Annotated in this window: 7 protein-coding genes; 2 read left to right on the top strand and 5 right to left on the bottom strand. The window is 44.9% G+C overall.

The annotated features are described in order from the left end of the window. Positions 1–343 precede the first annotated feature (343 nt). Positions 344–616 (bottom strand): DUF3081 family protein, encoded by a 273-nt coding sequence (locus Q4519_RS05775; protein ID WP_232801082.1) that lies wholly within the window; start codon positions 614–616, stop codon positions 344–346. 162 nt (positions 617–778) lie between these two features. Further along, positions 779–2,485 (bottom strand): YdiU family protein, encoded by a 1,707-nt coding sequence (locus tag Q4519_RS05770; protein ID WP_303510576.1) that lies wholly within the window; start codon positions 2,483–2,485, stop codon positions 779–781. Between the two features lie 318 nt (positions 2,486–2,803). Here Q4519_RS05770 and Q4519_RS05765 point away from each other — a divergent pair, with 318 nt between their 5' ends. Then, the gene (locus Q4519_RS05765; protein ID WP_303510573.1) at positions 2,804–3,226 is read left to right on the top strand and encodes a secondary thiamine-phosphate synthase enzyme YjbQ; all 423 of its coding nucleotides are present in this window, start codon (positions 2,804–2,806) and stop codon (positions 3,224–3,226) included. A 117-nt stretch (positions 3,227–3,343) separates the two neighbouring features. Continuing rightward, positions 3,344–3,595 (top strand): DUF2999 family protein, encoded by a 252-nt coding sequence (locus Q4519_RS05760; protein WP_232801088.1) that lies wholly within the window; start codon positions 3,344–3,346, stop codon positions 3,593–3,595. A 44-nt stretch (positions 3,596–3,639) separates the two neighbouring features. Here Q4519_RS05760 and Q4519_RS05755 read toward each other — a convergent pair whose 3' ends face one another. The 3 genes from Q4519_RS05755 to Q4519_RS05745 all read right to left on the bottom strand — a co-directional run bounded on the left by Q4519_RS05755 (position 3,640) and on the right by Q4519_RS05745 (position 6,871). Next, positions 3,640–4,080, bottom strand: coding sequence for a hypothetical protein (locus Q4519_RS05755; protein WP_303510571.1), 441 nt, complete (start codon positions 4,078–4,080; stop codon positions 3,640–3,642). Between the two features lie 395 nt (positions 4,081–4,475). Further along, the gene (locus tag Q4519_RS05750) at positions 4,476–5,597 is read right to left on the bottom strand and encodes a hypothetical protein (protein WP_303510568.1); all 1,122 of its coding nucleotides are present in this window, start codon (positions 5,595–5,597) and stop codon (positions 4,476–4,478) included. Further along, entirely contained in the window at positions 5,597–6,871 is a 1,275-nt protein-coding gene (locus tag Q4519_RS05745) for a hypothetical protein (protein ID WP_303510565.1), read from the bottom strand. The genes Q4519_RS05750 and Q4519_RS05745 overlap by 1 nt, the downstream gene beginning before the upstream one ends. Position 6,872 lies beyond the last annotated feature (1 nt).

The following is a 6,872-nucleotide window of genomic DNA, read 5'->3' as shown; positions in this document are numbered from 1 at the left end:
GGTGATTAGCGCAGCCTGGTAGCGCATCTGGTTTGGGACCAGAGGGTCGGGAGTTCGAATCTCTCATCACCGACCACCTATCCAAGTTTCTCTAACAAGCGAAGCTTGAGGTCGGGAGTTAACTAATTCAAAGTACGCTCATCACCGACCAAATTAAAAAAGCCGCTCAATGAGCGGTTTTTTTGTGTCTGGATTTCGGCAGCTTAATTGGTGTCAGCTGATATTTTTTGATACTTATTGCTTGTTGGCCACTTCAGCGCGCCCTTGCTATCGAATATCTTTCTAAGCTCGCGGATAAGGGCATCAAAATAACATTTCTATTCGATTTTCAAGTGGGTAGTATCTAACTGTGTCGCTTTATGGCTTGATTATAAATCAGGTTAATTTTCTTTAAAAAATCATTTTTTTGCGACTGTTGTTCGTAATCTAAGTGATAAGAATTATGAAAACCAAATCGCATTGTTACACCGCTACCTTGCAGATAGAGTGTGTAGCAGTCGAAGTCAGTAAACGCTAATATGCCTGAGCAGAGTTTACCTTGGCCGGTGTCTTCACCATGCTGCTGAATATATTCAAATACCGTTAGTATAGTTTTACTGCAAATCTCATTTTTCATCGCTCACTCCTTTGAGATTTGATACATGTTTTTTGATACGTAGCTATTACCTATTTAGCTCAGCTCTAGCCAAGTTGAAACTGGCATTAGCCACATTATTTCGCCGAAACCACGCTAATATTTCTGTGGTTACGGCGTAAGCTTTCCTGACCATTTAGCTATTCAAGACGAACAACTATAGTGCGATATCCCGCCAGCGTGGAAATATTCTTGAGGTCTCAGTCGATAATACTTCTCTTCAATCGCCTTGGCTTGCTCACCGTATGGGTCGCTAAATACTTGCTTTAGTTCTTCAATCAATGAGTAATCGCCTTGCATCGCTTGTTGATAAGCGGGCGCAATCAACCACTCGCGCCAAGTGTATTTGGGGTTGGTGCGTTTCATGTTGCTTGCAATGGTTTTTAAATCTTGTTTCTCATTTGCCAGCAGGTTGAGCCATTGGTCTAACCAATGCTGCCATTGCTTATCTTGCTCAGCAGATGTAGGTAGGTAAAAACTCTTTTTCAAACTGCTGATATCATTAGGTATATGGGATAGCTCACGGAAGAAGATAGTGTAGTCAACCTTGGTTTGGATCATTAACTGCATTAGCTGGCTAAATAGTTCAGGGGGGAATTCACTTAGGCCCAGTTTAGCGGCCCAGATTGATTGACATTGCTGTTGTATTTCGTCTTTAAAGCCACGGCGAACGTCATCTAATTGGGCCAGTGTATGTTCATCTTGCGCTAACAGTGGCCTTAATGCTGTCCAAAGCATATGAAAGTTAGCTTCGGCTGCCGCGGGCTGATTAAAGAAAGAAAAGTGTTTGCCCCCGCCTGTCCACGGTTGAAACTCGGGGTCAAAGGCTTCGCAAAAACCAAACGGGCCATAATCTAAGGTAAAGCCACCGGCGGCGCAGTTGTCACTGTTAAAATTGCCTTGGCAGTAGCCAACACGTAGCCAGTTAGCGATGAGTTTGCTTAGACGCACTCTGAACAACTTGGCTAATTCAATAATCTGTTGATTAAATTCAAGGTTTGCGTCTATTTCAGTTTGGTATTCACGCGCAATTAAATGCACCACTATTTGCTTTAACTCAGCGAAGGCGTTGCTGTGGGTATTTTCACGCACTCGGCGGGCAAACAGCTCTATTTGACCAACACGTAAAAATGAGGGCGCGACGCGGGTTGAGATAGCGACTGGGTTTTCAACCATCACATCGGGGTCGGCGGAATAGGAGCTGCTTGAATACCAAGGCCGAGAGACCGTTTCTGACTTGGATACATATAAGGTGAGAGAGCGAGAGCTTGGCACCCCTAAGTTGTGCATATATTCTTGCGCTAAAAATTCACGCACACTAGAGCGTAATACTGCCCGGCCATCTGCTCCGCGACAATAGGGGGTAGGGCCTCCACCTTTTAATTGCATTTCGTAGCGCTGGCCATTGAAGACGCCTTCAAATATAGACATGGCGCGACCATCGCCGTAGCCATTACCGGTATGAAATGGGCATTGCTGAGTATATTCGGTGCCATAAATTGATAACGCATAGCCTGTTGCCCAGCCGAAGCGCTTCATGGGGGCTGGGGCGTTACTTAAATCACCGGAAAAAAGCTGACGAAAATTTGCATCATGAGCCAGGGCGTCCGCTAATCCCAGCTGCGCAAAAAATGCTTGGCTATGACTGACATAGTTAGCATTTGCTATAGCGGTGGGTTTTACAGGGACGTAATGACCTGAAAATACTTGTCGCGCATAGTGATCATGGCCATCTGCTGTGGCGTCTGGATCGGGGGTGAGTTGCTCCATCAAGGAATAATCGACAGCCTTAGCAAAGGTCGCTAAATCTGAAATGTTAGGCTGCGGGGCAGTGCTTGATGGAGCTGTCATCGCTGAAATCCTTTTATTATATAGTGGTTATTCATCACGCTGTTGTACGAAGTGCGGTGAATTACAGTTTAAGCAATGCTTACTTTAATTTCTTTTTGCTTGGCTGGCTATTTACTTACTGGATCTTATCGCGAATCGTTGGCGTTATGATACGCTCAATCATCATTTTGCTGCTGACCGTTAAGGCAATTGCGGGTCTATACCCAATCAACCTGGAGATGCTTGAAACATGCATCTTCAAGTTGATTGGGTATAGATGGTTAATGGGCTGCGCTCACTGTAAAATATCGTTTTGTGTGAGTTATTTGTGAGAGTGTTATGTGGATTCAAAAAGAAATTGTTTTATCGCCGAAAAAGCGCGGTTTTCACTTAATTACTGATGAAGTATTACAGTTGTTGCCGGAAATATCTGAGGTATCTGTTGGGCTTGCGCATATTTTTATTCAACATACCTCAGCGGGCTTAACTATCAATGAAAATGCTGACCCTACTGTGCGACAAGACTTTGAGCAGTTTTTTAACCGCACTGTGCCAGAAGACGAGCCGTATTATAAGCACATTTACGAAGGCAGTGATGATTTACCTAGTCATATTAAGTCCAGTTTATTAGGGCACAGTGTGTCAGTCCCCGTTACCAATGGCCGCTTTAATATGGGCATTTGGCAAGGACTTTACCTTTGTGAGCACCGTAATTTTGGTGGCGCCAGAACCTTGCTGGTGACGCTCCAAGGTCAGGCTTAGTTAGATAGCAAAGTCTCACTATGAGGGTGATGGGGTGCGAGTTATTTGCTAGTACCCAGCTAGCAAGGCAAATGTTAAACTGGCACCAAATTATGTTTACTAGTGAAAGGTATTTCGATGAACCCGATTATTGCACTGTTAAAAGAGAACAATGTCTCAGAAGAGAAGATCAACGAGTTATTTCAAACCCTCACGCAAAACCCGTTAGCGGCGATGACCACCTTAAGCCAGTTAGGGCTACCACAAGATAAGCTGCAACAATTAATGGTGCAAGTGATGCAAAATCCAGCTTTGCTAAAAGAAGCGGTCGATGAGCTTGGTTTAGATTTTGCTAAAGTTGAGGAAGCTAAAGAGCGTCTTCAGCAGTAAGGTTTCATTTGTTGCATGCTCTTAAAATAATGAGCATGCAACGGTTAAAAGCGTAAGTATTTTCTTACTTCTTGCCAGTCTTGGAATGGTGCTTGGCCAAACTGAATCAGCTCACCAGTAAAGCCTTCCTGACCGCGACCTTTTGATTTGTCATCAATCAGATAATCTCCCTTTAGCAGGCCTTTGTTTGAGCAAATGATCAGCTTTTCGGCAAAATCTAAGCCAAAATACCGCTCTACCCAGACGCGTTTTTCCGTGTAACAAAGTGGATTTCTAACTGACGGCGCGGTGAGAATATATGGCGTGTATGAACTGGACTCGATCAATGCGTTGACAGCTTCTATTGCGCCTTCTATGGGCTCGAGAGCCGTATAAAAGCCATATTGTGATTGGGGAAACTGAATTTGTGGAGTATGGGCAATCGCGCGTTGGAACGCGCGACTAAAATCACACAGCACATCGTCCATATCTATGTAAACTATCATGCTACTTCTCGCCTTTGAGCTACAGAATTATTGAGATTAAGCATCATATTGTTGAGCCTGTAACGCGGCAAGTGAAATCCGCTCAAGTGCTTTCAGGAGAGGCTGTAATGACGGCTAGCGTGGCAACATTGGTTTTTTAACCACATTAGTGGGCAATCATAGATACGTTGGCTAACCATCGGCTATAGCATAGTTATTTTTGCCTTTGCGTTTTATTTTATACATGGCTTGATCGGCTCATTTTATGAGCCCTTGCGCTGAAGTCGCGAAACGCAATGGTAACGCTGGCGCTGATCTGTACTTCATTATTATTAAGCAAAAAAGCAGCGCGATGCTGCCTAGCGTTATTATCGAATTAATAGTGGCCAAACGCAGTGAAATTTTATTAATATCATCTACTTATATAGTTTTGTAACCCTTAGTTGTGCTGGCGGGTGCGGTTCTTTAGGGTGTTCGGTACGAATGACGACATCATCAATGGCATACCAGTCTTCAAAACGCTCGCTTTCGGGCACGGTTTTAATGTAATCATTACCGCCTACCTTGATTAGATTCCATCCCACTATTTTATCACTGGAGGCTGCTATCCAAGGAATTTGACTGTTAGCGAAGACTTTTTGACCGTCAATGTAGCGCTCATAAACACCATCGGCGACACCGGGGGCGGAATTCATTTTTACAAATAGGTCGATACGTCGCCAGCCTGAGTGTTGGCTGTTTCCGAACAAGTCTTGTGGGCTAATGATGCCTTCGAAATTATTGCCTGGTATTAAGTTGTGGCTGACCCAGCTGTATAGCTGAGTATTGGGGTTATCTGTTACGCCATCGCGATTTAAGTCGGTGAGATTCTGATGCCAATTTAGGCTCATGTCGCCATTAAACATGTTGCGTGGTAAATCAATTGGCATGGCCTCTTCAAAGTAATAGTTGGTCGCGGGCGGGTAGCCGCGCATCATATTAAAGTTACGTAACCCGTATTCATCGTGCGAGTACATCCAGCCTGCGGTTGGTCCATTAAAACCGTCGTGAAAGTTTCGAAATATTTGATCGCCGATCCCTTTCGTGTGAGTTATACGAAATAGCTTACTCATGCCCCGTGGGTGAGTGCTATCGGGTTGCCATTTTATATAAAATGACACAGTGAGCTGCTTGTGATCTTGCTCTAATCGTTTTGCTAAAATTCCATCCGACCACCATTTCCAACTTGGCTCACTTTTGCCATCGCGATAAAACTGCACAGAACGAATCCCAGAGCGCGCTTTGTTAGGGTCTGCTTTTATTTCAATTGACTCATGACGATCAATATCACCCATGGAAGGTGCACGAGCAGGATCGGTGCGTAAGGCTGTCCATCCTGCGGGGGGCGGGTTAGACAGTGGTCGTCCAGTTGGGTTTTCGGGATTAGTACGGCCCGACACCCAGTCGGGATGGGCTTCAAAATCGTCACTGAAGAGCACGCTGGCATGCAATAATTCAGCCCAACATATAGTGAGGAGAATAATAAAGTTTATTTTCATTATTTAGTCTCTACCGTGAACTGCAGTGGTGGTTTAGGTGGCATGGTAAAGCCGTTGATATCGGTTTCAGCAAAACTTGGCAAGCCGTCATAGACGCGTAAGTTATCAATGGCGTACCATTCTTCACGCATGGATTCTTTCGGCCAGCTGTGGAAAAAATCGTTACCACCAATGGCAACAATGTTCCATTTCACCATTCCGTCAGCAACGATGACATCTTCGCCATCATTACGTCCGCTGCGCAGATAAGGAATATCGGTAATGGTGAGTAAACGCCGCCCATTCATCCATTGAATGAGTATGCCGTCGCGTACATTCATGGCTGAATTCATCTTGACGTAGAAGCCCATTTTGATCCAGTCTTGCTCACTGCCATGAACTTGGTCATGATGAACCGGTGCTGCGTCGATGACGCCACCATCACGTAAATTGAGAGGTCGTTCGGTGGTGCCGTTTGGGCCCATCCCTTCTATCATATCGACGTAGTTCAGCGACCCCTGGGGAATAGTAAGTTCGCCATGATTAAATGTATAGCTGTGCCCGTGAGGGCCGCCGCGAACGGTAATCACATTACGCACGCCATAGTAGTCAGTCATCCAGTTCCAAATGACAATAGGGCCTTTATCACCACCAGGAAAGCCTTGGTATTCGCTGCCGCGTTCATCAAAGCTGGATACGCGAGCTATTTTACTCATGTCGGCGCGTCGACCAATATCTTGCCAAGGTGGGTAGACGGTGGTGTTATCGGAAAAAGTGATCCAAAATTCAAAATAAACTTCGTCTATTCCTTGGTGGATATTACTATCAAAAACAGGTTTACCCGCCACGAGATCCGGCAAATAAAGGCTCAGAATACCGTCAGTCATCCAAGCGTGACTGTTGTCTTGGGTTGGTTCACGCCAAAATACGGCTGACTTTCCTTTTTTACCTAAAGATTTATCGCTATTGGACGCGAGTATTTCAATGATTTCATGATGATTTTCATGGCCATTGCGTGGACTATAATGCTGGCCTTGTTGGCGCGCAGATAAAAATTTTCCAGGTAATATATGGCCTGCGGTACGGCGCTGCGTAAAATCGGCTTTATTCTCATCACCAAAGGTGCGGCCATCATGAATACCATAAAGGTTTAAGCCGTTTTCAGGTAAACCTGAGTGCCAGTCCGGCAATTCGTCGAAAGTTTCTTCTATGAGCAAGTTTGCGCTGTGTGTGCTGAATGTGATGAGTAGCAATATGCTGAGTAAACAGTGTTTTTTGTTGCATGGGAAGGTCATA

The organism is Motilimonas sp. 1_MG-2023, from assembly GCF_030547455.1.
In the GTDB taxonomy this organism is placed as follows: Bacteria; Pseudomonadota; Gammaproteobacteria; order Enterobacterales; family CBDFNC01; genus Motilimonas.
Note: the sequence above shows the minus strand (reverse complement) of the source record. Positions and strands in the feature narration are given on the sequence as shown.